General features: G+C 61.0%; 21 protein-coding genes, 2 tRNA genes and 1 pseudogene. 17 read left to right on the forward strand and 7 right to left on the reverse strand.

The window, feature by feature from the left end:
- The first annotated feature begins 4 nt into the window (after window positions 1-4).
- The 6 genes from CSV91_RS02525 to CSV91_RS02550 are packed head-to-tail and all read left to right on the forward strand — an operon-like array spanning window position 5 to window position 4511.
- Window positions 5-367, forward strand: coding sequence for an Asp23/Gls24 family envelope stress response protein (locus CSV91_RS02525; RefSeq protein ID WP_035138197.1), 363 nt, complete (start codon window positions 5-7; stop codon window positions 365-367).
- A 3-nt stretch (window positions 368-370) separates the two neighbouring features.
- Window positions 371-955 carry a transcription antitermination factor NusB gene (nusB, locus tag CSV91_RS02530; RefSeq protein WP_099431678.1) on the forward strand — a complete coding sequence of 195 codons (585 nt, stop codon included), beginning with the start codon at window positions 371-373 and terminating at the stop codon, window positions 953-955.
- A gap of 2 nt (window positions 956-957) precedes the next feature.
- Entirely contained in the window at window positions 958-1197 is a 240-nt protein-coding gene (locus tag CSV91_RS02535) for an exodeoxyribonuclease VII small subunit (RefSeq protein ID WP_099431679.1), read from the forward strand.
- A gap of 35 nt (window positions 1198-1232) precedes the next feature.
- Window positions 1233-2036, forward strand: coding sequence for a TlyA family RNA methyltransferase (locus CSV91_RS02540; RefSeq protein ID WP_232049613.1), 804 nt, complete (start codon window positions 1233-1235; stop codon window positions 2034-2036).
- Window positions 2033-2893, forward strand: coding sequence for an NAD(+)/NADH kinase (locus CSV91_RS02545; RefSeq protein WP_099431681.1), 861 nt, complete (start codon window positions 2033-2035; stop codon window positions 2891-2893). The genes CSV91_RS02540 and CSV91_RS02545 overlap by 4 nt, the downstream gene beginning before the upstream one ends.
- A complete protein-coding gene (locus CSV91_RS02550) occupies window positions 2883-4511 on the forward strand; it encodes a DNA repair protein RecN (RefSeq protein ID WP_099431682.1) in 1629 nt (542 codons plus the stop codon). The genes CSV91_RS02545 and CSV91_RS02550 overlap by 11 nt, the downstream gene beginning before the upstream one ends.
- A gap of 59 nt (window positions 4512-4570) precedes the next feature.
- Here CSV91_RS02550 and CSV91_RS02555 read toward each other — a convergent pair whose 3' ends face one another.
- Window positions 4571-5428 carry a MurR/RpiR family transcriptional regulator gene (locus tag CSV91_RS02555; protein ID WP_232049540.1) on the reverse strand — a complete coding sequence of 286 codons (858 nt, stop codon included), beginning with the start codon at window positions 5426-5428 and terminating at the stop codon, window positions 4571-4573.
- A 272-nt stretch (window positions 5429-5700) separates the two neighbouring features.
- Between CSV91_RS02555 and CSV91_RS02560 the strand changes: the two genes are divergently transcribed.
- From CSV91_RS02560 to CSV91_RS02605, 10 genes are all read left to right on the forward strand, one after another.
- The gene (locus CSV91_RS02560) at window positions 5701-7704 is read left to right on the forward strand and encodes a fructose-specific PTS transporter subunit EIIC (RefSeq protein ID WP_099431684.1); all 2004 of its coding nucleotides are present in this window, start codon (window positions 5701-5703) and stop codon (window positions 7702-7704) included.
- Between the two features lie 507 nt (window positions 7705-8211).
- On the forward strand, window positions 8212-8475 hold the full coding sequence (locus CSV91_RS02565) for an HPr family phosphocarrier protein (RefSeq protein ID WP_022094575.1): 264 nt from the start codon (window positions 8212-8214) through the stop codon (window positions 8473-8475).
- 133 nt (window positions 8476-8608) lie between these two features.
- Window positions 8609-10312: a phosphoenolpyruvate--protein phosphotransferase gene (gene ptsP / locus CSV91_RS02570; protein ID WP_099431685.1), complete on the forward strand. Its 1704-nt coding sequence runs from the start codon at window positions 8609-8611 to the stop codon at window positions 10310-10312.
- Window positions 10313-10386: 74 nt separating this feature from the next.
- Window positions 10387-11319, forward strand: a complete 933-nt coding sequence (locus CSV91_RS02575) for a 1-phosphofructokinase family hexose kinase (RefSeq protein WP_099431686.1) — start codon at window positions 10387-10389, stop codon at window positions 11317-11319.
- A 188-nt stretch (window positions 11320-11507) separates the two neighbouring features.
- The gene (locus CSV91_RS02580; protein ID WP_099431687.1) at window positions 11508-12440 is read left to right on the forward strand and encodes a 1-phosphofructokinase family hexose kinase; all 933 of its coding nucleotides are present in this window, start codon (window positions 11508-11510) and stop codon (window positions 12438-12440) included.
- Window positions 12441-12641: 201 nt separating this feature from the next.
- Window positions 12642-14036, forward strand: coding sequence for a CCA tRNA nucleotidyltransferase (locus tag CSV91_RS02585; RefSeq protein WP_099431688.1), 1395 nt, complete (start codon window positions 12642-12644; stop codon window positions 14034-14036).
- A gap of 127 nt (window positions 14037-14163) precedes the next feature.
- A tRNA-Glu gene (locus CSV91_RS02590) sits at window positions 14164-14240 on the forward strand.
- A gap of 22 nt (window positions 14241-14262) precedes the next feature.
- Window positions 14263-14339, forward strand: a tRNA-Glu gene (locus CSV91_RS02595).
- 150 nt (window positions 14340-14489) lie between these two features.
- Window positions 14490-15797 carry a lysylphosphatidylglycerol synthase transmembrane domain-containing protein gene (locus CSV91_RS02600; RefSeq protein WP_099431689.1) on the forward strand — a complete coding sequence of 436 codons (1308 nt, stop codon included), beginning with the start codon at window positions 14490-14492 and terminating at the stop codon, window positions 15795-15797.
- 116 nt (window positions 15798-15913) lie between these two features.
- Window positions 15914-16525: a TetR/AcrR family transcriptional regulator gene (locus CSV91_RS02605; RefSeq protein WP_157757975.1), complete on the forward strand. Its 612-nt coding sequence runs from the start codon at window positions 15914-15916 to the stop codon at window positions 16523-16525.
- 3 nt (window positions 16526-16528) lie between these two features.
- Here CSV91_RS02605 and CSV91_RS10145 read toward each other — a convergent pair.
- The 6 genes and pseudogenes from CSV91_RS10145 to CSV91_RS02635 all read right to left on the reverse strand — a co-directional run.
- Window positions 16529-16753: pseudogene (locus tag CSV91_RS10145) on the reverse strand (DDE-type integrase/transposase/recombinase); the annotation flags it as partial.
- 29 nt (window positions 16754-16782) lie between these two features.
- Window positions 16783-18099, reverse strand: a complete 1317-nt coding sequence (locus tag CSV91_RS02615) for an ABC transporter ATP-binding protein (protein WP_099431692.1) — start codon at window positions 18097-18099, stop codon at window positions 16783-16785.
- The gene (locus tag CSV91_RS02620) at window positions 18100-19122 is read right to left on the reverse strand and encodes a FecCD family ABC transporter permease (RefSeq protein WP_099431693.1); all 1023 of its coding nucleotides are present in this window, start codon (window positions 19120-19122) and stop codon (window positions 18100-18102) included.
- Between the two features lie 22 nt (window positions 19123-19144).
- Window positions 19145-20716, reverse strand: a complete 1572-nt coding sequence (locus CSV91_RS02625) for an ABC transporter substrate-binding protein (protein ID WP_147579369.1) — start codon at window positions 20714-20716, stop codon at window positions 19145-19147.
- Window positions 20717-20720: 4 nt separating this feature from the next.
- Window positions 20721-21254, reverse strand: a complete 534-nt coding sequence (locus tag CSV91_RS02630) for a hypothetical protein (protein ID WP_099431695.1) — start codon at window positions 21252-21254, stop codon at window positions 20721-20723.
- A 144-nt stretch (window positions 21255-21398) separates the two neighbouring features.
- Window positions 21399-22325, reverse strand: a complete 927-nt coding sequence (locus CSV91_RS02635; protein WP_099431696.1) for a sirohydrochlorin cobaltochelatase — start codon at window positions 22323-22325, stop codon at window positions 21399-21401.
- Window positions 22326-22783: 458 nt separating this feature from the next.
- On the opposite strand from CSV91_RS02635, the gene cobM reads away from it, so the two are divergent.
- Entirely contained in the window at window positions 22784-23575 is a 792-nt protein-coding gene (gene cobM / locus CSV91_RS02640) for a precorrin-4 C(11)-methyltransferase (protein ID WP_022094563.1), read from the forward strand.
- Window position 23576: the final 1 nt, after the last annotated feature.

Here is a 23576-nt window from a genome sequence, read left to right on the forward strand (position 1 = left end):
ACTCATGCCCCAGGAAATCAAGATTGACGGCATCGGCATTTCGCCCGATGTTCTGACCGCCATCGTCTCGCGCGCCGTGTCGGATGTCGAGGGCATCGCCTCCGTTGGCGTCAAGGACCTTGCCACCAACCTTGTCTCCATGATGCTCTCGTCCAAGGCCCCGGCTTCCGAGCCGGCGGTCGAGGCCGAGGTCATCGGCGACAAGCTCGCACTCACCGTGCGTGTCGTGGTGTTCTTTGGCTATCCGTTCAAGAAACTCGCCGAGGCCGTTCGCGCCGCCGTGGTCGCCGCCATCGATGCCCAGGTGGGCGTTGAGGTCGAGCGCGTTGACGTTTGCATCGACGGCCTCGTTTTCCCCAAGGAGTAACCTTTGAGCCTTAAGGTTTATCGCGGGCGCACGCTTGCCCGCAGTCAGGCGCTGCAGCTGCTGTTCCAGGCCGAGGCCACGGACAGCCCGCTCGAGCGCGTCCTCGAGGGCGATTTCCTGATTTCGAAGGGTCCCCTCGACCCCTATGCGCTGGAGCTGTGCCGCGGTGCCTACGAGCATATCGACCGCATCGACTGCGCTCTGCGCTCCGTTGCCAAGAACTGGGATCTTATGCGCATGCCCGGCGCCGACCGCAATCTGCTGCGTATCGCCGTCTATGAGATGCGTTTCCTCACCGACGAGGAGGTCTCGGACGCCATCGTGATCAACGAGGCCGTCGAGCTTGCCAAGGCCTATGGCACCGACCAGTCCGCGTCGTTCGTCAACGGCGTGCTGGGCAAGATCGCTCGCAGCGAGGAGCTGCCGGGCGAGGACCTGTACCAGGAGCTGTTGGCCGAAGATCGCGCTCGCGAGGAGGCCGAGGCTGCCGAGGCTGCCGCTAAGGTTGCTGTTGCTCAGGCTGAGGCTGGCGTGCTGGCCGAGGATGCGGACGCCGCCGAGGCTGTCGTCGACTCCTTCGAGGAGTAGTCATGCCAGAGGGTTCTGTCCGCAACTTTGACGAGATCTCGGACCGTCTGGATCAGATCATCGCTACCGTTCGCTCCAAGGATACGTCCCTGGAGCGTTCGCTCGATCTGTTTGACGAAGCGATTGAGCTGGGTTCCCGCGCGGTCGATATGGTCGACAAGTTTGAGTTGACGCCGCGTGAGGCCAATAAGCTCGAGCAGGAATACGATGAGGATGCGGCAAACGAATCCCAGGATAGCTAGGCCGCATCTCCGGATACGAATGGTTGATGGCATTCATGAAACGCGTGCGTCTTGATGACGAACTGATTTCACAGGGCATCTGCGCCGATCGCGCGGATGCCCTTCGCACTCTTATGGCCGGCTTGGTCTCGAGTGGCGGCGAGCGCTTGACTTCGCCGGGCCTAAAGGTGACGCCGGGCCTACCGCTGCACGTTAAAGGGCGCATTCCGTACGTTGGACGCGGCGGCCTTAAGCTCGAGGGTGCGCTCGATGCGTTTTGTACCGATCCCACGGGCCTTGCCTGCCTGGACGTAGGCTGCTCTACCGGCGGCTTTACCGATTGCCTGCTCAAGCGCGGAGCTGCGACCGTTGTCTCGGTGGACGTGGGTCGCGCACAGTTCGATTGGTCGTTGCGTCAGGACGATCGCGTGACGCTGCATGAGCGCACCAACGTGACGCAGCTGCCTGAGCTTGGCTATGCCGGCGCCATCGACCTGGCTGTTTGTGATGTCTCGTTTACCAGCATCGCGAATATCATCGACGCCGTGCTGGCGTGCCTGAAGCCTTCGGGTTCGTTCTGCACGCTCGTAAAGCCGCAGTTTGAGGCACCGGCGTCGCTGGTGGGTGAGGGCGGTATCGTGACCGACCCCGCCGTGCGTGTCGACACGCTCGTTGCGGTCATCGAGCTGTTTGCCGCGAAGAGCTTGTTCCCGGTCGACGTGTGCGTGTCGCCCATCCATGGCGCCAAGGGCAACGTCGAGTTTTTCCTGTACGGCACGAGGTTTGCCCCCGGCGAGCGCACCGACGATGAGCTGCAATCCCAGGTATCGGTTTTGAGCGAGAAAGCTGCAACGCTATGAAGGTCTTTCTGGTTCCCAATTACTACAAGCAGGAGGCGGTCGAGAGCGGCCTGATGCTCGAGCTTTGGCTTTCGCGCCAGGGCTACGAGGTCGCATGGGCTGCTGATCAGCGTTCCAAGATCCAGAGTGCGCCCGATGTTGACGATGCCGACCTGGTCATTACGCTCGGCGGTGACGGTACGCTGCTGCGCGCTGCCCGCATCCTCAACCATCGTGAGATTCCTATCCTCGGTCTTTCCTATGGTCATTTGGGTTTTTTGACGGCCGCGAGTCCCGAGGAGCGCGACATTTTGCAGGTCGTGAGCGATGCCTTGTCCGGTGAGCTCCATGTGAGTCGCCGCGCCACTATCGCCGCCGATATCGTTTCGGTGCGCGAAGACGGCACGAAGGATGTTGTGCGCACGTTTGCCCTCAACGACATGGCGCTTACGCGCGGGCCCCTGTCCGATATGGTCGAGTTCGACATCACGGTGTCCGGCCATCATATCGACCGCCTGCGCGGTGACGGCGTGGTTGTATCGACGGCGACCGGCTCCACCGGCTACGCGCTTTCCGCCGGCGGCCCCATCGTCAGTCCCGATTACACGGGCATGGTCTGTGTGCCCATCGCTCCGCATACCATTCAGGCTCGCGCCTTTTTGACCTCGCCGAGCGATGTCGTCGAGATCTTTATGTCCGATGATCGCCCGAGCGTTCCGGCGATCGCCATCGATGGACAATTTATTACCTGCGATGGCACGGTCGAGAGCGTGGCTGTGCGCCGTGGTCCCGGCGATGTGCTGCTGCTGGATTACGGTCCCGAGAGCTTCTATAACTCGGTGAGCCGCGTGTTCTACGGAGTGCGTCATGATCGATGAGCTGCAGGTTTCTAACATTGCACTCATTCGTGAGGCGACGCTGGTGCCGAGTGCCGGCCTGACTGTCCTGACCGGCGAGACCGGTGCCGGCAAGACCGCGCTGCTCTCGGCGCTCAAGCTCATATTGGGCGAGCGCGCGGATTCGTCGACGGTGCGCGAGGGCGAGGCGCTGGCGAGCGTCGAGGCACGCCTGTTCGACGGTCCGCACGACACGGAGGGGTTCACCGTACAGCGTAGCCTTTCTGCCGAGGGCCGCAGCCGCGTAAAAATTGACGGCCGCATCGCCAGCGTGCGTGAGCTTTCGGAGCGCGTCGGCGTGATGATGGATCTTTGCGGTCAGCACGAGCACCAGCGCTTGCTCGATCCGGCGCATCATGTTGCCATGGTCGATGCCTGGGCTGGGCGCGCAGCGCTTGAGGCGCTCGAGAAGTATCGCGCCTGTTTTAAGGCTTCGCGTGTCGCCGCCAACGAGGTTCGACGTGTCGAAGAGGCCTCGCGTGCGCAGGGGAGTCGCGTCGAGGAGGCGCGCTTTGCCCTCGAGCGCATCGGCGAGGTCGACCCCAAGCCAGGCGAGTGCGAGGAGCTCGAGGAGCTGCTGCCGCGCTCCGAACATGCCGAGGTACTGGTTGCCACTGCTAACGATGCCCATGCATCGCTTGCCGCCGAAGGAGGAGCGCTCGATGCCGTGAACAGCGCCGTGGCAGAGCTTTCCCGTATGGCTAGCGTCGATCGCAAACTGGGTGACATTGCCGATGCGCTTTCGGATGCCTGTATATCCCTTGAGGATAGCGCGAACGAGCTTCGTGCCTATCGCGATGGCGTCGCCTTCGACCCGCGCGAGCTCGCTCGCATGCGTGAGCGGTATTCCGACCTCAAGGGTCTGTTGCGTCAGTGGGGTCCCACCATGGACGATGTTTTTGCCATGCGCGAACGCTCACAAGAGTTGCTGTCTCTGGTCGATGATGGCGATGAACAGATCAAAAAGGCGCGTGAGGCACTCGGGAGCGCCGAGCGCGAGTTGTTTGCCGCCGCCAAGGCACTTAAGCGCGCGCGGAATACCGCAGCCCCGCGCTTTTGCCACGAGGTCGGCCGTCAGATGGCGCGCCTGGAGATGGGTGGCGCCGAGCTCGTCTGGGAGTCGCGCGATCTTCCGCGTGCTGAGTGGACGCCCGTTGGTCCTTCGAGCTACGAGCTGCTATACCGCAGCGGTGCCGGTTTGACGCCGCGCCCCCTGCGTCGAATTGCGTCGGGCGGCGAGCTCAGCCGCGTCATGCTGGCAAGCAAGGTTGTCCTCGGTAACGCGGATGGTGTCGATACGCTGGTGTTTGACGAGGTCGATGCTGGTGTCGGTGGCTCCACGGCGCGTGCGCTCGCGGGCGTGCTGGCAGATCTCGCCGCTACGCATCAGGTGATTGTCGTAACCCACTTGGCGCAGGTCGCCGTCATGGCCGACAAACATTATGTTGTCAGTAAGGAACCGGGCGATGTTCCCCAGACGCATTTGGACGAGGTGACCGGCGAAGCGCGTACCGCCGAGATCGCCCGCATGTTGAGCGGCGATCAGTCCGAGGCGAGCTTGGCCCACGCCAAGCAGATGCTTGAAGAAGCTCGAGGCTAGGTTGTATCACCGGTGTTGGTGGGACAAAATAGACTGAATTTTTTGTCCCACTACGCTTTTTACTCCACAACCTTATCCGGCTGGATGAGCTCCTCGTAGTAGCTGATATGCTCGCGAGCGTCTTCAATCTCGGGCAGCAGGAAGTTGTAGATTACTTCGATGATCATCGTGGCGCTGATCTTAGAGAACGCAAAGTCGCCTGTCGTCAGCAGCGCTTCGTGGTTGACGGTATTAAAAGTGTAGTCTGCCAGACGTGCGAGCGGGGATTTGCTGTCGCTGCTGATGACGACTACGGTTGCGCCGCAGTTGCGAGCCGCTTTTGCCATGCGATTCAGTCGGCGCGATTTGCCGGAGTTTGAGATTAGCACGATGACGTCACCCGGGCGTAACGTGAGCGCAAAGCCGATTGATGTCTCGCTAATGGTGCTCGCCATGCAGCGCAGGCCCAGCTGCGAAAACTTAAACGTCGCATCGAGCGCGACCGCGTTCGTATTGCCCACAGCTGCAAACTCAATAACCCCTGCATGCTTAAGGGCATGCACAACAGCCGCCAGCGTATCGTGGTCGATTCCGTCGATGGTCGCATTAAGCTCGCTCACCTTGGCAGCCAAGATGTTCTTGAGGCTCTGCTCCATATTGTAGAGCGAGACCTCGTCAGTCAGGCCCTCGTTGCGCTGGCTTTCCAAATCCCTCGCCAACGAAAACTGAAAGCTGCGGAAGCTGCCAAAGCCAAGCTTGCGGCAGAAGCGCGAAACGGTCGCCTCGGACGTGGCGGCGGCGCGTGAGAGCTGAGCGGCCGTGAGGCGCGGCGCCTCGGACTGGTGCTCCAATATATAGTCGACAATGCGCTGCTCGGACTCGCTGTATCCCTGATGGGTGCTTATGAGGGAAAGTGCGCTCTTGCTACTATCGGTCATGGATGGCTCCTGGTTGGCATGAAAATCTAATTTGATTTGCAATGCCATAGTATACGGGCATTTCCAATTACAAGATACACCTTGCCGTTTCAAGTGTTGATGGTAAACTTTCACCTACCGTTTACGGTTATGAAAGAACCTTTCACCGGAGAATTGCATCTTGTCTCTTCTCACGCGGACGGTAGGTTGGTATCTTTCAGTTGTGGAAAAACGCGCATCGAAGCGCGTGTAGGGGAGCGCCCGCGGGCGCTGTACTCAAGAAGGAGGGACACATGGCTAAGTTTGACATCATCGCCGCCACCGGTTGCCCGACCGGCATTGCGCACACCTTCATGGCGAAGGAAGCGCTGGAGAAGGCAGCTGCCGAGCGCGGTCTGACCATTAAGGTCGAGACTCATGGCCAGGTCGGTGTCGAGAACGAGCTCACCAAGAGCGAGATCACTGGCGCCAAGGCCGTTGTCGTCGCAGCCGATAAGGATGTCCAGGCTGAGCGTTTCGCCGGCAAGCCCATGGTTTCCGTTGGTGTTTCCAAGGCCCTGTCCGTTGAGGCCGCCGGTAAGCTGATTGACCGCGCGCTCGCCGCTAAGGGCGACAGCACGGTTGCAGCCGCTGCCGATGTCGAGGACGAAGTCGAGGAGAAGGAGTCCATCGGCCACGTCATCTATAAGCACCTCATGAACGGCGTTAGCCATATGCTGGTCTTCGTCGTTGCCGGTGGTGTCCTGACCGCCGTTTCGTTCCTGTGGGGCATTACGTCCTTCGATTCGACGGCGTCTGACTACAACAGCTTTGCTGCGATGCTCAAGATCATCGGCGGCATCGCCATGAACCTTATGGTTCCGGTGCTTTCCGCCTACATTGCCGAATCCATCGGCAAGCGCCCGGCGCTCGTCCCCGGCTTTGTTGCCGGTATGATCGCCATCCAGGGCCTGCCCGTTAACGCCGAGACCGGCATGATCGACGCCGGTGGCGCCGGCGTGGGCTTCGGCTTCCTGGGCGGCATCGTTGGCGGCTTCCTCGCCGGTTATGTCATCCTGCTGCTCGAGAAGGTCTTTGCCGGTCTGCCCAAGAACTTGGACGGCCTCAAGGCTATCTTCCTGTATCCGCTGTTCTCGACGGCTATCGTCGGCCTGGTCATGCTCGGCATTTCCGGCCCCATGGCTGCCATTAACACCGCCATGATGGACTTCCTCAAGGGCCTGTCCGCCTCTGGCGCCGTTGTACTGGGTCTTGCCATCGGCTGCATGTGCGCCTTTGACATGGGCGGCCCGGTCAACAAGGCTGCTTACGTCACCGGTACTGCTATGCTCACCGAGGCACTGGCTGCTGGCGTTGGCACCGATACCTACAACTTCGGCACCAACTTCATGGCTGCCGTCTCCGCTGCTTGCATCGTTCCGCCGCTGATCACCACCTTCGCCGTCGTCGTCGGCAAGAAGTACTTCAGCCAGGAGGATCATGACGCCGGTATCGTCAACCTCATTCTTGGTTGCACCCACATTACCGAGGGCGCCATTCCATTCATGACCAAGAACATCTGGCCGGTCATGCCCATCATGATGCTCGGTTCCTCTATCGCTTCGATCCTGACCATTATGTTCAACGTTCACGATCCGGCGCCTCACGGTGGCTTCCTGGTCCTGCCCGTTGTCGAGAACGGTCCGCTGTGGGTCCTCGCGATCCTCATCGGCGCTGTGGTCGGTGGCATCCTGTTCGTGGCCTTCAAGAAGTACGACTTCGAGAAGAATCAGAAGGCCGCTCCTGTAGCCAAACCGGTTGAGGCTTCCAAGGCTGCTGCCGTCGAGGCCCCTAAGGCCGAGGCTGCCGACTTCGTGAAGGTCGAGAATGTCTTTGTCGCCGAGGACTTCGCTTCTCGTGACGAGGCTCTGAGCTTCGTTTCCAACCAGGCTGTCAAGGCCGGTATCGCCAGCGACGCCGACGCCGTGATGAACGCCTTCCTGGCCCGCGAGGCCGAGGGCACCACGGGCATGATGGAGGGCTTCGCCATCCCGCATGCCAAGTCCGACGCCATTACCGAGGCTGCCGTCATCGTCGTTAAGGACGAGTCCGGCGTGACCGGTTGGGATACCATGGACGGCGCTCCCGTCAACGTGGCCATCGCTCTGCTCATCCCTGGTGCACAGGCTGGCACCACGCACCTCAAGATCCTGTCCAAGGTCGCCGAGGCGCTCATGGACGAGGACTTCCGTGCCACCGTCAAGGGTTCCACCGACGCCGCCAAGATCGCCAAGACGATCAACGCCCGCCTGGTCTAATTCCACGGTACGTGAAAAACTTCGCCCCCTGTAACAAAGGCGGAGACCCTCTCCAGGGCCTCCGCCTTTTTCATCCCAACTCGGCACTTAGGGACTTTCCTTTTCTGCCGGCAGTTTGGGACACTCCTCAGTCCACAAGAGGGCAGAGATGACCGCATCAACCAGATCTCCCATGCAAACAGTTATTCAGCCAGAATTCCGTTTGCGGGATATTGCTCTGGACCGACCGAGTTTCCGCAGCTCGCCTGCCGGGCGGGGCGGTTAAGTTTGCTGCTCTACAGTCCTGCGCAAGACGGAAAGCACATTAAGTGCTTTCCTTTGCGTGCGGAACTCGCGACAAACTTAACCGCCCCGCCCGGCAGGCGAGCGGACAGCGAACGACATCTGTCCAACAATTCGCGCGAAACACAATGAAAAACCGTTTGATGTGAGTTAATATAAACAACGTCGTGAATCTGACTCCTGCCACATGCATGACAGGGGTTAAACACAAAAAAGGAGTCAATTATGGTTTCTGAGAAGGCTACCCTCGTTAATCCTCAGGGTCTGCACATGCGTCCGGCTGGTCTGTTCGCCTCCACCATGGGCAAGTATGCCTGTGACGTGACGGTCGTCACCCCCGAGAAGGAGGTCAACGGCAAGTCCCCGATGGCTCTCATGGCTGCTGGTATCCCCTGCGGTACTGAGGTCGAGGTCAAGTGCGACGGCGCTGACGAGGCCGAGGCTCTGGCTGCTGCCATCGAGCTCATCAAGAGCGGTCTTGGCGAGTAGAACTCAAACGGGTCGCATGTTGAACAACTAAGTTCATATTTGGGGGCGCAGTGACCTGTTTAAAGGTAGCTGCGCTCTTTTGTCATGGATATGGCAAAACGCTTTATCACATGACACGGAGAGAGGAATGGGAATGTATCAGGGAGTCAACGCTTCCGAGGGCATCGGTATCGGCACCGTCATGGTCGCCGTCGATCCCGACTTGACGTTTGAGCCGCACGAGGTTGCTGATTCGGCAGCAGAGAAGGAGCGCTATCAGACCGCTCTTTCGGTCTTCTGCGAGAAGACCCAGGCTCAGGCCGACCACATGAAGGAGACGGTGGGCGAGGCCGAGGCCGAGATCATGAGCGGACACATTGTCCTGGCTCAGGATCCGGGCATGACCGACGCCATCAACGCCGCTATTGACGGCGGCACCTGCGCCGAGCAGGCGCTCATGGACACCTCGACCATGTTCGAGAACATGTTCCTGTCCATGGACGACGAGATGTTCCGTCTGCGCGCGGCCGACATCGCCGACATCCGCACCGGTATTCTGGCCGAGCTGCTGGGCAAGGAGGTCGTCGACCTCTCCGTCCTGCCCGAGAATACCGTCGTTGTCGTGCACGACCTCACGCCGTCCATGACCGCCACGATCGATAAGGCCCATGTTGCCGGCATCGTCACCGAGACCGGTGGCCGCACGTCACACTCCGCGATCATCGCGCGCGCCCTCGAGATCCCGGCCGTCCTTTCGGTTTCCAACAGCTGCACCGCACTGCGCAACGGCATGACCGTTGTCGTTGACGGTGGCAAGGGTATCGTTGAGGCCGATCCCGATGAGGAGACGCTCGCCGCCTACACTGCCAAGGCCGAGGCTTTCGCTGCCGAGAAGGCGGCTCTCGAGGCCTTCCGCGGCAAGCCGTCCGTGACTGCCGACGGCATCAAGAAGATCATTGCCTGCAACATCGGCAACCCCGATGACGTGCCCAACGCGCTCGATCACGACGCCGAGGCTATTGGCCTGTTCCGTTCCGAGTTCCTGTTCATGGACTCTGCTGAGCTTCCTTCCGAGGAGGAGCAGTTCAACGCCTACCGTAAGGTCGCCAGCGCGCTCAAGGGCGCTCCGGTCATCATCCGCACGCTCGATGTGGGTGGCGACAAGGAGATTCCGTACCTGCACATGGTCAAGGAAGAGAACCCCTTCATGGGCTTCCGCGCCGTGCGTTACTGCCTGGCCAACCCCGACCAGTACAAGGTCCAGCTCCGCGCCCTGCTGCGCGCTAGCGCCTTCGGTGACGTCAAGATCATGATCCCGCTCGTCACCTGTGTCGAGGAGGTCTTGGCTGTCAAGGAGCTTGTCGAGCAGTGCAAGGCCGAGCTGACCGAAGAGGGTCGCAAGTTCAACGAGAACATCGAGGTCGGCATCATGGTCGAGACGCCTGCCGCCTCGCTGCTCGCCGACCGCCTGGCCGAGGTCGCCGACTTCTTCTCCATCGGCACCAACGACCTGATCGGCTACACCATGTGCGCCGACCGTGGTAACGACACCATCTCCAACCTGTACCAGGTTTACTATCCCGCCGTGCTCCGCTCGCTCAAGAACATCATCGAGAGCGGCGTGAAGGCCGGCATCATGGTCGGTATGTGCGGCGAGGCTGCTGCCGATCCGCTGCTCGAGCCGCTGCTGATCAGCTGGGGCCTGGAGGAGTTCTCGATGAGCGCTCCGTCCATCCTGCGCGCCCGCAAGACCATCAGCCAGTGGACCAAGGCCGAGTGCGACGAGCTCGCCGAGAAGGCGCTCGCCTGCAACACCGCTGCCGAGGTCAAGGCACTGCTCGAGTCCGCAGCTCGCTAATTTGGTATCAGAGGTAACCGCGTGGTTGGAATGGGCCGACCACGCGGCCCTCACATATACAGGGGGTACTGTAAATGTTCTACACGCTAACCGCTAACCCGGCTGTCGACATGACGGTTTCGAGCTCTCCGCTCGAGCCCGACGAGAACGTCCGCACCGGCTCGGCCAGCTACACGGCTAACGGCAAGGGCCTCGACGTGTCCTTCGCCTTTAAGAAGATGGGCGTCGACACCGTCGCGCTCGGCTTCTTCGCCGGCTTCACGGGCAAGTTTATCGTCGAGGAGGTCATGAACCTGGGTTGCCTCTGCCGCCCGGTCTGGACCGACGGTATCACGCGCATCAACACCTACGTCAACGATGGCCAGCACGAGTACGGCATCTTGAACCCTGGTGCTCCGATCACGCCGCAGCACCAGGAGGAGCTCTACAACATCCTGGACACCGCGGGCGACCTTGAGTGCCTGATCGTCTCCGGCTCCGTGCCTCCCAAAGCTACGCCCGACTTCCTGGCTCAGGTCATGGAGCACGCTCAGGCCCGTGGCGCCGACGTCGTCCTGGACCTGTCCTCCGACAAGCTCAAGGAGCTCGCTCACAAGAAGCCGCTGCTCATCAAGCCGAACCATCACGAGATGAAGGCCATCTTCGGCGTGCCGGTCGACACCGACGACGAGGTCCGCGTTGCCATGAAGCTGGCTCACGAGGCTGGCGTCCAGAACGTGCTGCTCACCCGTGGTAGCCGCGGTGACGCCTACTTCTCCAACGGCGAGGACATCTGGTATGCCAAGCGTGAGTTCAACATCAAGCTGGTCTCTTCCGTCTGCGCCGGCGACTGCACCCTCGCTGCGTTCCTGCACAAGTGGTACAGGGATCGCGACAACGTCGAGGAGGCCATGAAGCTCGCTATGGCCACCGGCGCCAACGTTGCCGAGTCCGTCGGCATCGGCGACTTCGGCCACGTCGATGAGTACAGCAAGCGCGTTGCTGTCCGCAAGCTCGATCGTCAGTAATCGAAACGCGACATATTCGTGCGCATGCGGCGCCCCGGTTTCGGCTGGGGCGCCTTTTTGTTCCGCCATGGGGGAGAGGTGTCCTGCCGTACTTCATCGCTTCCACACCGTTCGCCGAGTTGTCCTAGCCTTTTACCGATACGTGGAATATACTTTCATTAACACGTTGCTTCGTGAAAGGAACATTCATGATTTATACGCTCACTGCAAATCCCGCCATTGACTACAACATCGCCTGCGACGGCCTTTCGGCCAACACCGTCACCCGCACGCGCAACGCGGTCTATACGCCCAACGGCAAGGGCCTCAATGTCTCGTTCACGCTCGATCACTACGGCGTCGACACCACGATCCTGGGCTTTTTTGCCGGCTTCTCGGGTGAGTTCATCGTCAAGGGCGCCGAGGCCCTGGGCGTGCCCGTCAAGCCCGTGTGGACCGACGGCATCACGCGCGTCAACGTCTTCCTCAACGCCGGCCCCGACACCGAGTACAACATGGTCAACGCCGGTGCCGCCATCAACGAGGCCAACGAGCAGGAGATGTTTGAGCTTATCGATTCGCTCGCAGACATGACCTGCCTGGTCATTAGCGGCTCGCTGCCTCCCAACACCTCCGAGGGCTTCCTGGCCGAGGTCCTGCGCCGCGTGAAGGCGAAAGGCGCTGAGTTCGTGCTCGATATCTCGAGCCATCAGCTGGCAGACCTCATTGCCATGGAGCCGCTGCTCATTAAGCCCAACGACGACGAGCTGCTCGACATCTTTGGCATTAAGGTGAGCGGTGGCGACGACGAGTCTGTCAAGGGCGCGATGGCCGAGCTGCATGCCAAGGGCGCCAAGAACGTCCTGCTGACCCTTGGTGGCGACGGCGCGTACTTCTCCAACGGCGAGCACATCTGGTTTGCCAACCGCACCTTTGAGGTCAAGCTGCTGTCGACGGTCTGCGCCGGCGATTCCTCGCTCGCTGCCTTCCTGTCCGTGTGGCACGACGCTCCCGAGCGTGTTGAGGACGCTCTGCGCCTCTCGATGGCCACCGGCGCCAACGTGGTCGAGTGCCCGGGTTTGGGCGATTTTGCTAAGGTCGATGAGTATCAGAAGGGCATCGCCATCCGTCAGGTCTGCTAACGCAACGTACGGGCCTTGGTTTCTTGCTTTGTTGAGCACCCGTCTCGGATTACCGAGGCGGGTGCTTTTTCATTTCGGTGGCAGAGCTCTTGGGATTCAATCGTGCTTGAAACGCGTTTGCGTGTGCGCCCGCTCCCGTTTCTTGCTAGACTTCTTGGAAACCGTCAATCGATATACCCGCAATCGCAGGAGGCCACAGGAATGTGCAATGTTTCGCTCAACGCCACGCAGCCGTCAGCCGCCTCTCTGCGCGTGTTGCGAGCCCTCGAGGATGCCGGTCTTGAGGCCTGGTATGTGGGCGGTTGGGTGCGTGACGCGCTGATGGGATGCCCCAGCCACGATGTAGATATGTGTTGCAGCGGCCTGTGGCAGGAGTCCAAAGCGGCGCTCGAGGCCGCCGGCATCGCGGTTGTGGAGTCGGGCATTAAATTTGGCGGAATCACGGCTATTTCCGATGGCGAGCGTATCGAGGTCACCACGTACCGTCTGGATGGCTTTTACACCGATGGTCGCCATCCCCAGAGTGTGGAGCGTGCCGCCTCGCTCGAGGACGATCTGGCGCGCCGCGACTTTACCGTCAACGCTATGGCCTGGCATCCCGAGCGCGGGCTTGTCGACCGCTACGACGGCCAGGGTGACTTGGAGCGCAAACTGATTCGCGCTGTCGGCGATCCCAAGCGTCGCTTTAACGAGGACGCCCTGCGCATGTTGCGTGCGGTGCGCTTTGCCTGCCGCCTGGACTTTATGATTGAGCCCGAGACTAAGCGCGCACTTGCCGAGTGCGCGCCGCTGCTCGACGCCGTGGCGCGCGAGCGCGTGGGTATTGAGCTCGAGGGCATTCTTTCGACCGGTCATGGGGGAGACGCCATGCTGCGCTACCCCGAGCTCATCTGCGCCGCCGTGCCCGAGTTGGCAGCGGGTCGCGGCTTTGATCAGCGAAGTGTCTATCATGCGTTTAACGTTTACGAGCATATCGCCCGTGTGCTGACGGTGGCAGGGGAGCTTGCGCTGTGCGACGGCGTCGCGCCCTCGTCGAGCCTTATGTGGGCGGCGTTTTTGCACGATGTGTCCAAGCCCGAGTGTTTCACGGTCGATCACGCCGGCAGCGGACACTTCTACGGTCATCCCGAGCTCGGCGCCAAGAAGGCGCGCATCATTATGGATCGCCTGGCGCTTTCGCACGATTTGGTTCGCGACGTGTGCCTACTCATCAAGTATCACGACAAGCCGCTGCGTCCCGAGCGCTCCTGCCTGCTCAATATGATGCGCGCGCTTTCGGGCGAGGGCGTCGATACGCCGCGTCTGATTGACGAGCTCATGGATCTTAAGCGTGCCGATACGCTCGGTAAGGCCCCGTCGTGTTTCTATTACGTCGAGACGATTGAGGAGATGCGCGCGCTGGCGCACGAGCTGCTGGAGGCGGGGGAGCCCTATACGCTCAAGATGCTCGCCATCAACGGCGGCGACCTGATCCGTGCCGGAGTCAAGCCCGGGCCGGAACTGGGGCAGCTACTCAACTCCGCCCTCGACGCCGTGATCGAAGACAACATCCCCAACGAGCGCGAAGCTCTTTTGGTCCGTCTCAACTTGAATTAGCTACCCAGTTTACCTGTGTGTTCCATAACCTGCCGACAATTTTTCGGCAATTTGGAATTTCTTCTTGCGCTGATGTTTTTTGTCCCGTAATATATTTCCTCGCAGCACGGCAGTGCAGATGTCATGTGGCCCGTTCGTCTAGCGGTTTAGGACGCCGCCCTCTCAAGGCGGAGATCACCAGTTCGAATCTGGTACGGGCTACCACTTCTTTTCTGCTGAGCCCTATGGCCCGTTCGTCTAGCGGTTTAGGACGCCGCCCTCTCAAGGCGGAGATCACCAGTTCGAATCTGGTACGGGCTACCACGCATCTGATACCCGGACTTCCCATGGAAGGCCGGGTTTTTTATTTTCAAACAACCGTCTGCAATTCCCGTTTGAACCAGAGCTTTGCGTTCTGCTTATGGTCCTTGCGGGTACAATATCCAAGATATTTTGACTGTTAGAAGGAGTCTCATGACGGAGTCCTCTCAGCATACGTCTAAGCCCCAGGTTGAGGTTGAGGCCTCGGGCGGAGATGACAATAAGAGCGCACGCCGCGGCGCCATCTTTATCGGCGTCGTGCTGGTGGGTTATATCGTCTATCTGGTGGTAACCGGGCAGATGGGGCAGTTCTGGGCCGCTATGTCGAGCGTGCAGGCGTCATGGCTCTTTGTCGCGTGTCTTTGCATGTTCATGTATCTGTTCTTTGGCATTGTGGCCTATGCGATCGCCGTATGGCTCGACCCCAATTCACCCGTCGGCATTCGCGACCTGATTTCGGTCGAGGCGAGTGGCATCTTCTTTGGCAACCTCACACCTATGATGATGGGCTCGACTCCCGCCCAGATCTACCGCCTGACCAAGGCGGGCCAAAATGTCGGCGAGGCTGGCGCCACGCAGTTCACACGCTTTATCGTGTACCAGTTTGGCCTCGTTGCCTGGGGCGCTATCCTACTGCTTGCTCGCATGCCGTTTTTCGCCGAGCGCTATGGCGACATGACGCTGCTGTGCGTCTTTAGCTTTGGTGGGCACTGCTGCATCTTGCTTGGCATCTTCGCCGTCGCGCTCATGCCTAAGACCGTCACGCGCGTCGCCCATTGCATCATCAATTGGCTTGAGCGCATTGGTGTCTCGGCCACTAAGATCGAGGGATGGCGCGCGTTTGTCGATGGCGAGATCTACTCCTTCTCCGAGAAGTTCAAGCTTTCGGCCGGACATTTTTCTTCCATGCTGCTCACCGTGTTTATCACCATGCTGCAGCTCGCGTTTTTCTATCTGGTGCCGTATTTCCTGATGCTTGCCTTTGGCCACCACGAGGTCGACTTTTTCTCGGTCATGGCCGCGAGCGCTTTTGTCCAGCTGCTGAGCTCTGCGGTTCCCTTGCCCGGTGGAACTGGTGGCGCTGAGGGCGGCTTTGCATTGTTCTTGGGTCATTTCTTTGGGTCGGCTTCGACCGCTGGCTATCTGCTGTGGCGCCTCATTACGTTTATTGCGCCGACCATTTTGGCTGCGCCCCTGTTGGGACTTAAGAGTGCCCACAACGAGAGCATCCATGCGCACTGGGATCGCGTGATGCGCAAGCTCGGCCGCACGCCTCAGACGCCCTCTGCGCCCACTAAGCCGCACCCCACGAATGCTGTTACCGTTGATCCCAAGAAGCACGCTCAGAAGGCTTCTGGGACCGCTAAGCCGGCTCATAAAGCCTATGTGCGCCAGACAGGCGATGGTATTCGCGTATCTCCGTCGGCACTCAATAAGAAGAAGCACCCTAAGTCGCAGTAGGACAGTCGTGCGTTCTTCATGATGCGGGGCATATTTGTGCTGTATGGGGGATAATCCTCTTACGTAGATTATCTCTCATCTGTTGATGAATGCTCGCATATCGAAGGGACACGCCCATGGCAACCAGCAAACCGCGTCTTGACCGCCGCATTGTTCGCAGCCGTAATGCCATCCTTTCCGCTTTCGAGCGCCTGCTCATGGAAAAGCCGCTGGCAGACATTACGGTGAGTGCCATCGCACGCGAGGCCAATGTCGACCGCAAAACCTTCTACGTGCACTTTGGCACGGTTGACGGCCTGCTCGATGCCATTGCCGTCGATGTGGTGGAGATGATTGTCGACTCGGTCGAGAAAACGCTTGCTTCCATGGACGGCGACACTAACGAGCGCGCCCTGGGCGCGGCGGCGACCTTCTTTAAAACCGTTAACGAGGCACTGTGCAACAACTTGGTGCTCAATCGTCAGCTGATCGAGAACATTCCGCTCGATGATTTTATGGCTCGTCTTCGTGCGCCGCTCGAGCACGAGATTGCCGAGCGCGATCTGCTGCCCCAAGGTCTCAAGGACGAGATGTTCGATTACTATCTGGCGTTTTTGCTGTCAGGCATTATCGGTATCTATCGCACGTGGGCACTGTCTGACGGATCGGTTCCTATCGAGCGTGTGTCGGAGGTCGCCAACGATCTGACTCTCAATGGTCTGTCGAGTCTGGAATCTCGCTTGGATTAGGCGCAGGCTCGAGTTCGTGAGGCGCTTGTCGGGGTGCAGCCCGATTGACCAGGCGACGAGCATCCCGCCGAAGCAGTCGATGACTGGGCCCAGGTAGACCTTCTCGCCGCCTGGGAGCCTGAACTCGGTGATGTCGGTGAGCCACAGCCGGTTGGGCTCGTCGGCGTGGAAATTCCTGTTCACGAGGTTCTCCGGCGCCTTGGAGACCTCGCCGGCGTAGGAGCTGTAGCCTGAGGATCCTTAAATGAAAGTCCAGTTTATCCTTCCCACTCCAATTGGGAATCCTCCGATGCGCCTTCGCACGCTCGCATGACCTCGATATCATGCGAGCGTGCGAACTCGACGAGCTCTGCGTTGCGGGCGTTTATGGTGCCGAAGGCGGCGGGGCACACGATAAGGAGCGCGCAGTGGACGAGGAGCTCTTTGGCGCGGGCCATGGTTTTATCCCCGATCGGCTCGAAGGCGCGCTCGGCCACGCATTCCGTCGCCAGGTCGCGCGCGAGCTCGCAGTCGATGTCCCCTTCGTGCAGAACGCCCGCGTAGAACGCCTTGCCCTGCCGAATGAGCTGGCGAAACACAGTCGACCCCGTACCTGCGCCGGCGATGACGAACGTGTGCGCATCGCCGTGTGGGCGCCCAATTTCCACGCTGCCGAAGCGCTCGTTGAAGGTGCCATGTTGAAGGCCGTAGAGCTCGCCAATTGTCTCGCGCGTGAATATGTCCTCGGGTGCGCCGGCGCGGAAGACCCGGCCGTCTTTCACGCAAATCACCTTGTCGGCGCTTTTCTGCGCGAGCTCGAGTTCGTGGATGGACATGATGACAGCCACATTCCGCGATTTCGCAAGGTGGCGAAGTATTCGCAGCAGGTCGATCTGGTAGCGGATATCGAGATACGACGTGGGCTCGTCGAGCACGAGCACACGCGGATCCTGCGCGATGGCGCGTGCGAGCATGACGCGCTGGCGTTGCCCGTCGCTTATCTGCATGAAGTCGCGCTCGGCGAGCTCTTCCACATGTGCGGTTTTCATGGCCTCGTCGACCCGACTATGGTCGTTAGGCGAGAGTGTGCCCATTCGCCCGGTGTAGGGATGTCTTCCCGCCTCTACGATATCGCGGCAGGTGAGGAGCTCGGTCCGGGGGCGATCTGTCAGCATAACGGCAAGGTTCCTTGCGAACTCCGCCGTCTTCCATCGGGAAATCTCTCGCCCGTCGAGCTCGACCGCGCCGGCAAGCGGTGCTAGATGGCGTGTGATGGTTTTCAAGATGGTCGACTTGCCCGAGCCGTTCGGCCCGATGAGCGCCACGACGTCGCCCGCGCGAACCTCCAGATCGACGCCTTCGACTACAACCTTCTTGTCGTAGCCCGCCGACAGGTCGCTTATGCGGAAAAGCGGCGCTCCGTCAGCCTGCGTTTCGACCGGGGTTTCGAGGTTCGACTCCGCTCGGAGGAGGCGTTCCGCGCGCAGTTCCGCACGAGCCGAAAGTGCCTTCTGGCGCTTTCGTGTGAGCTCAGGACTGTCTAAGCATGGAATGTCCCCTCTGAGCATTTTGGGCCGCGGCACGAATTCCCCCATCTACCTCACCCGCTTCTTCAACATGAGCGCGATAACCACCGGCGCGCCGAAGATGGCGGTGACTGCGCTGATGGAAAGCTCGACGGGAGAGAACAGCGTGCGCGCGATCAAATCGCAGCCCGCGCAGAAGATGGCGCCTCCCAAGAAGCACGCAGGAATCACGCGGATGGGCTTCGACGACTTTAGCGCCGACTTCACGAGATGCGGAACCGCGATGCCTACGAACGACACCGGACCAGCGAACGCGGTCACGCAGGCGGAGAGCATGCTCGCTAGAAGGACGAGCACCACGCGGAAGCGTGCGACGTTCACGCCGACGCTTTTCGCGTAGGTTTCTCCCAGCTGGAAGGCGGAAAGGGGCTTCGATATCGCGAATACGCATGCGCTCACGGTGATCACCACGACCGCGATGACCGCCACGTCGTCCCAGCTCGAACCCGAGAAGCTACCCAAAGACCAGTTGTGCAGGTTCACGATGGACTGGTCGTCGGCGAAGGCGATGAGGAAGTTCGTCGCCGCCGAGCAGATGTATCCCACCATGACACCCGCCACGATGAGCATGGCCATGGAATTTATGCGCCGTGCGATGAGGAGCACGAAGCCGATTGTGATAAGCGAGCCCAGAAACGCTGCGGCCACCATGGCCGGCGAGGACATGGCCTGGTTCGCGCCTAGAAGTACGATCATCGTAAGCGCGACGACGAACTTTGCGCCCGAGGAGACGCCCAAGATGAACGGATCGGCGATGGGGTTGTTGAAAAACGTCTGCAGCAGGAACCCGGAGAGCGAAAGTGCCCCGCCGAGAAGCACGGCTGAAAGCACGCGCGGCAGGCGAATCTCCCAGATGACCTGGCTTTCCATGGAATTGGCCGCGCCGCCCGAAAGGATGCCGGGGATGTGGTCAGCGGGCACGAGCACACTCCCGATGCACAGGTTGGCCCCGACGAGCACGATGAGGGCAACAGCGAGCAGCGCCGTCACGACGCGACACCGCGCGGCGCGCCCCGATTCGTCGTATGCCATGGAAATCCGGCTTCTCATGGCGCTAGCCGAGCTTCCTCAGATAATGGAAGTCGCTCGCGTCATCGCCGGTGAACGCCCCGTGCAGCTCGTCGATAATGTCGGCGGTGGAAGTCATCTGCTGGTACATGTCGGCGCTTGTGACCCAGACGTTGCCGTTCTTCACGGCTTTGAACTGCGACAATAGCGCGTTTTTGCCTACGAAGTCGTTCAAGGTGGCAACCGATTCGTCGATGGTGCCGTTGTAGACGATGATGTCGGCATCCTTCGCCGTCGCGTAGAAGCGCTCCATTTCGAGCGTTACTGACGAACCTGACGTCGACGCCGTCTGCGCGTCATCGAGCGCATAGCTGCCGCCTGCAAGCTCGATCATCTGCGCCACGTAGTCGCCCGCCCGCCGCGTGACGGCGGCCCCGTTCGAGTTAATGTAGAAATACGCCACGGTTTTACCTGACGACGCGAGCCTCGACGTTTGCTCGACGCGGGCCTTCTGCTCGTTGAACAGGTGCGCGGCCTCGTCTTCCTTGTCGAATAGGACGCCGAAAAGCTTAATCCACTCGACGCGCCCGAGTGCTTCGGGCTCGCTCGACGACTGTTCGGTGAGCACGACGAGCCCGAGCTTCTGCAGCTTTTCCTTCACATCGGGCGTGTGGTTGATCATGGTGTTCTCGATGGCGAGCGTGCAGCCCGAGGCCGATATTCGCTCGTAGTCGGGCGCGCTGTACTTGCCGCCGTAGGCGATCGCCCCACTTTCGAGTGCGCTTTTGAAGCCCGCGACCGAGCAATCGTCGGCCTTCGTGCCCGACATGATGATATTGTCGTTCGCATCGAGCGCGTCGACTAGGCACATCGTTGCCGACGACACGAGGTACACCTTGTCGGCGGGGCGCCTTATGACCGCGATGTCGGAGCTCAACCCATCAGGTACCTTCGCATCTTGCGGCACCACGAGGAAGCGCTCCCCGTTCGACACGCAGATAAGCCGCAAGCCGCCTTCGAACTCGTCGACAGTGAAGTGCTTGGCGTATTCAAGCTGAAGCGCCCCCGTCGGCTCCCAGCCGCAGCCCAAATCGGCGTTGTGGAAGTCGGCCGTGGCGCTTGAAGCCGTTACCGCAGGGGAGCCGCCGCTTGCTTCGTCGCCCGATTTCTCCTTCATGGTGGATGAGTCGAAGTGGATCGTGTAGTCGATGGTGTGCGGCGTCGACATGGCGACGGTCTCGGCCGACACGGCAATGTCCTCGTCGAGCGTGACGGGTATCTCGAACGTGGAGTTTCCGCCGTCGTTTACGGGCGCGTAGTCCACGCCGTCGACGGTCATCTTGTCGTAGTTCGAACTCGACCAGGTGATGGTCGCGGTGTAGGTGTCACCATCCTTCACAATTGTGGTGGGCGAGGCGATGCTTGCGCGCCCTGACCCGCCGGAAAGCGAAACACTCACAGTGTATTCCTGAGAGCCCGCCGTGCCACCGGTCGCGTTCGGGCTCGCACTGCACCCCGCGAAGGGAAGCGCGAGCAGGGCGACGAGAACGCAGGCGATCGCGCGCGCCGCGATGCCGTGGCGCCTCCTGTTTTCCCCCTTGGGAAGAATCGACCGCATGGCGTTACTTCAGTGCGTCGGCGCGTAGATCGACGCCGACGGATTCGAACACAAGCGTGCGGTCGTACCACTGCTCTTTTCTAATACTCCACGCGGCACAGGCGGTGTCCTCGTCGAGCGCATCAACGGGCACGTCGTAGGTGTACTTGCCTTCCGCGTTTTCCACATAGGGGATGAAGTCGGCCTCGCTCGCGGCGGCAGCCTCGTCGCCCGTGCCCATGAAGAGCTTGCCGTAGCCCGTGCCGGAAAGCGTCATCACGCAGTGCATGGAGCCGTTTTCCACGATGAGCTGGGCGTCCACAATCCTGAACATGTTCGAGCTGGAATCTACGGTGATCGGATAGGTGCCGTCGGCCACCTTGTCGGCGGTGATGGGGGAAGCGCTTGCGCCCTCGGTCGCATCGGCCGCCTGCTCGGTCTTTTCCTGGGAATCGGTATCGCTTGCCTTTGCGCTGTCGCTTGAATTTCCGGCGCAGCCGGCGAGCGAGAACGCGAGAAGCGCCGCCGACAGGGCGAAGACGAGGGTTTTCTTCAACATGGAGGGGTTCCTTTCAATCGCTTCGACCGCCCGCGACGTGCGGTGGGCGGGCGGGATGCGAATGCAACGGGCATGCGCCGTCGGTCGGGGAAGGCGCATGCCCGTTGCACGGGGACGCGACCGGCGCCCCCGTGCGCGGCGAGTTTACAGCTTGGCGATGGCGTCGTCCGCGTGCGAGACGTAGATGTCGTCGACCGCGGCGTTCTGACCCAGACCCTGGAGCAGGCACGTCACTTCGAAGCCGGCGGCCACGAACTTCGCAGCCCAGCTGTCGGGGTCGGTCTCGTCTGCCATGTCGTTGTTCGCGTGGTCGCCCGCGACCACCATGAACGGCGCGAGAACGGCCTTCTTGTACCCCGCGGCGCTCGCGGCGGCGATAACATCCTCGCAGGTCGGTTCAGCCTCGACGGTGCCGACGAAGAACTGAGTCAAGCCCTCGTTCTTGAACACTTCCTGCATCTTTGCATAGTCGGCGTTGGAATCGGCTTCGGTGCCGTGACCCATGAGGCACAGCGCCGTCTTGCCGTCGTCGAAGGACGCCATGTTCTCCTTAATGGCTGCGGCCACCTTCTTGTAGTCGTCGTCGGAGGTGAGCAGCGGGTCGCCGAGCGAGATCTTGTCGAACTTGTCGGCGTACTTGTCGAGCTCGTCTTTCACGTCGGCGTATTCCAGGCCAGCCATGAGATGCGTCGGCTGCACGACGATTTCCTTCACGCCGTCTTCCACGCAGCGGTCGAGCGCCTCGGTCATGTTGTCGATCGTGATGCCGTCGCGCTTCTTCAGCTTGTCGATGATGATCTGCGCGGTGAAGGCGCGGCGGATGTCGTAGTCCTGCCAGTACTTCTCGCGGATAGCGTCTTCGATGGCGCCGATGGTGATGTGGCGCGAGTCATTGTAGCTCGTGCCGAAGCTCGTGACGAGGATGACCGGCTTCACGGCCTTCTCCTTTTCACTCGATTTCTCGGAACTCGCGGAGGTGTTGGAGCAGCCCGCGAGCGCGACTCCGGCGAGCGCGACGGCTCCGGTTGCTGCGGCGCCCATGAAGCCGCGGCGTGACATCTGGTCGGACATGGTTTTTCCTTTCCTCGGTTTGCCGGTCCCCCGGCGACAGTTGCTTGTCGGCACAAGCGAAAGAAAAGCGCACCCCTCGGGGTTCACAAGGAGCTAACGCCACGGCGATGCCGTGAGGAAAAGGCGAAGCAGTCTGGCTTGGGGCGCGAGGCGGTTCGCCCGCGCGTCCTATACAGTAATGTCCCTTGCCCAGGATTCCCACCTGGTTCCCTCCGCAAGCCAGCGCGGGCTGTGCGGGCGCCGCGCCGGTCATTTCCTTTTATCCGATTGTCATATGCTCGTTGCCGAAACTTTTACTATGATAGTGGGCACTTGTGAACGTGTCAAAGCCAGGGCGGGCGGCATTGCGCCTCCTGCCTGCGTATTTGCGCCGATTGCCGCCGCAGGCGCCGTGTTTTGCCCGCTGCGCGAATGGCGGCGTAAACGGTTGCGATGAGAAACGGGAAGGGAAGGCTCGGATGATTCATATCGTTGGCGCAGGCTCGGGCGCCGCCGACCTTATCACGCTGCGCGGGGCGCGCCTTCTGCGCGCGGCCGACGTGGTCGTTTGGGCGGGAAGCCTTGTGAATCCCGAGCTGCTCGCTGAGTGCAAGGAATCCTGCATCGTCTACGACAGCGCGCACATGACCTTGGAGGAAGTGCTCGACGTGATGTGCGCGGCAGATGCGCGGGGCGAGGAAGTGGTGCGCCTGCACACGGGCGACCCGTGCCTGTACGGCGCCATCCAGGAGCAGATGGACGCGCTCGACGCGCGCGGCGTGGACTACGAGGTGGTGCCCGGCGTGTCGAGCTTTTGCGGTGCCGCGGCGGCGCTTCGCCAGGAATACACGCTGCCGGGAATCAGCCAGTCGGTCGTGATCACGCGGCTTTCCGGACGTACCCCCATGCCCGCGGGCGAGGGCATGCGCACCATGGCGGAAAGCGGCTCGACTATGGTCATCTTCCTGAGCTCGGGTATGCTCGCCGAGCTTTCCGCCGAGCTTTTGGCCGCGGGCCGCAGCTCCGACGAGCCGGCGGCGCTCGTGTACAAGGCGACCTGGCCTGAGGAGCGCGTGGTGCGCTGCACAGTGGGCACGCTCGCCGATGCGGGCGCGCGAGAGGGCATCGACCGCACGGCGCTCGTGGTGGTGGGCCGCGTGCTCGGAGCTCGCGGCGGGCTTGCGCACGACGGCGCGCAAGCGGAGTCGTACGAGCGCAGCAAGCTTTACGACCCTTCGTTTGCCACGGGGTATCGGAAGGCGAGCAGCTAGC

Origin of the sequence: Collinsella aerofaciens (assembly GCF_002736145.1) — a bacterium.
GTDB lineage: Bacteria > Actinomycetota > Coriobacteriia > Coriobacteriales > Coriobacteriaceae > Collinsella > Collinsella aerofaciens_A.

Coding starts and splice junctions, on each gene's coding strand:
- CSV91_RS02540 (WP_232049613.1), top strand. CDS start 1,233: ATGAAACGCGTGCGTCTTGATGACGAACTGATTTCACAGGGCATCTGC.
- CSV91_RS02620 (WP_099431693.1), bottom strand. CDS start 19,122: ATGGCATACGACGAATCGGGGCGCGCCGCGCGGTGTCGCGTCGTGACG.
- ptsP (WP_099431685.1), top strand. CDS start 8,609: ATGTATCAGGGAGTCAACGCTTCCGAGGGCATCGGTATCGGCACCGTC.
- CSV91_RS02525 (WP_035138197.1), top strand. CDS start 5: ATGCCCCAGGAAATCAAGATTGACGGCATCGGCATTTCGCCCGATGTT.
- CSV91_RS02555 (WP_232049540.1), bottom strand. CDS start 5,428: ATGACCGATAGTAGCAAGAGCGCACTTTCCCTCATAAGCACCCATCAG.
- cobM (WP_022094563.1), top strand. CDS start 22,784: ATGATTCATATCGTTGGCGCAGGCTCGGGCGCCGCCGACCTTATCACG.
- CSV91_RS02600 (WP_099431689.1), top strand. CDS start 14,490: ATGACGGAGTCCTCTCAGCATACGTCTAAGCCCCAGGTTGAGGTTGAG.
- CSV91_RS02635 (WP_099431696.1), bottom strand. CDS start 22,325: ATGTCCGACCAGATGTCACGCCGCGGCTTCATGGGCGCCGCAGCAACC.
- CSV91_RS02550 (WP_099431682.1), top strand. CDS start 2,883: ATGATCGATGAGCTGCAGGTTTCTAACATTGCACTCATTCGTGAGGCG.
- CSV91_RS02585 (WP_099431688.1), top strand. CDS start 12,642: ATGTGCAATGTTTCGCTCAACGCCACGCAGCCGTCAGCCGCCTCTCTG.
- CSV91_RS02560 (WP_099431684.1), top strand. CDS start 5,701: ATGGCTAAGTTTGACATCATCGCCGCCACCGGTTGCCCGACCGGCATT.
- CSV91_RS02565 (WP_022094575.1), top strand. CDS start 8,212: ATGGTTTCTGAGAAGGCTACCCTCGTTAATCCTCAGGGTCTGCACATG.
- CSV91_RS02535 (WP_099431679.1), top strand. CDS start 958: ATGCCAGAGGGTTCTGTCCGCAACTTTGACGAGATCTCGGACCGTCTG.
- CSV91_RS02625 (WP_147579369.1), bottom strand. CDS start 20,716: ATGCGGTCGATTCTTCCCAAGGGGGAAAACAGGAGGCGCCACGGCATC.
- CSV91_RS02545 (WP_099431681.1), top strand. CDS start 2,033: ATGAAGGTCTTTCTGGTTCCCAATTACTACAAGCAGGAGGCGGTCGAG.
- CSV91_RS02605 (WP_157757975.1), top strand. CDS start 15,914: ATGGCAACCAGCAAACCGCGTCTTGACCGCCGCATTGTTCGCAGCCGT.
- CSV91_RS02580 (WP_099431687.1), top strand. CDS start 11,508: ATGATTTATACGCTCACTGCAAATCCCGCCATTGACTACAACATCGCC.
- CSV91_RS02630 (WP_099431695.1), bottom strand. CDS start 21,254: ATGTTGAAGAAAACCCTCGTCTTCGCCCTGTCGGCGGCGCTTCTCGCG.
- CSV91_RS02615 (WP_099431692.1), bottom strand. CDS start 18,099: ATGGGGGAATTCGTGCCGCGGCCCAAAATGCTCAGAGGGGACATTCCA.
- CSV91_RS02575 (WP_099431686.1), top strand. CDS start 10,387: ATGTTCTACACGCTAACCGCTAACCCGGCTGTCGACATGACGGTTTCG.